Annotated in this window: 1 pseudogene; it reads left to right on the forward strand. The window is 53.1% G+C overall.

Annotated elements, in window-relative coordinates:
* Positions 1-851 (forward strand): annotated as a pseudogene (locus tag LI241_RS15475) (DEAD/DEAH box helicase); the annotation flags it as partial.

Below are 851 nucleotides of genomic sequence, written 5' to 3' on the forward strand. Positions count from 1 at the left end.
ACTGCACTATAAAAAGCAGGACTGCCCGGATGTTCACTTGAACTGGGAAAAGGTTTCCAAGCGCATTACCTCACTTGTCCAGAAAGGCCGCTATCTTACCGAACAGGAACAAGCGCAGTATGACAAGATCCAGGCTGAAAAGGATCTGGCAGAAGAAGATGCCATTCAAGCCCAGCAGCCGGAGATAGAGGAAGAAACGCCAAAGCCTACCCTTCGGGAGCAGTTTGAGCAGTATAAGCCTGTGGTGACTGCCGCCATATCTGAGGATGTGGCATATCGAAATGCCTGCGGTCATTCCGACCGTGAAAATGCTGTCATCGAGGGCAATGCCGCTGTGCGCCGTGCGGTTCTTGGCTCTAAGGATATGGAGCTGATCCGCCTTTATTCGGATGTGCCGGAGTTCCGCCAGCGCTTGCACCGGGAAGTGATCGACGAGACCTATCCAAAGCTCCATGAGCTTCTGCGCCCTCTTTCTCAGGAAGATATTGATACTGTCCTTTGTGCATGGAACGGCAATATCGAGAGTAAACACGCTGTCGTCCGCTATATGAAAGACCATGCAAGAGAGAAGGATACCGCTGCATGGCTGGCTCAGGAATACGGTGGCAGCAACAGCCCGTTCGTTGTCCGTGCCGGCAGCCCGGAGGAAACACAGCTGCCCTGGCCGAAGGTACAGCGCAGGCTTGCCCAGCTGATTCAGGAGGACCGGTTCTATACCGAAGAAGAACAGGATCGTTTTGACAATATCGACCCTATCGCCATCCGGGAAGCCCTGGAGGAAAGAGGGATTGTCAATGGACAGGTGGCAGACCCGGAAAAACTGGACAATGACTCATTTATCCAGCAGGTAA

Source organism: Longicatena sp. 210702-DFI.1.196, assembly GCF_020563125.1.
Classification (GTDB): domain Bacteria; phylum Bacillota_I; class Bacilli_A; order Erysipelotrichales; family Erysipelotrichaceae; genus Longicatena; species Longicatena caecimuris.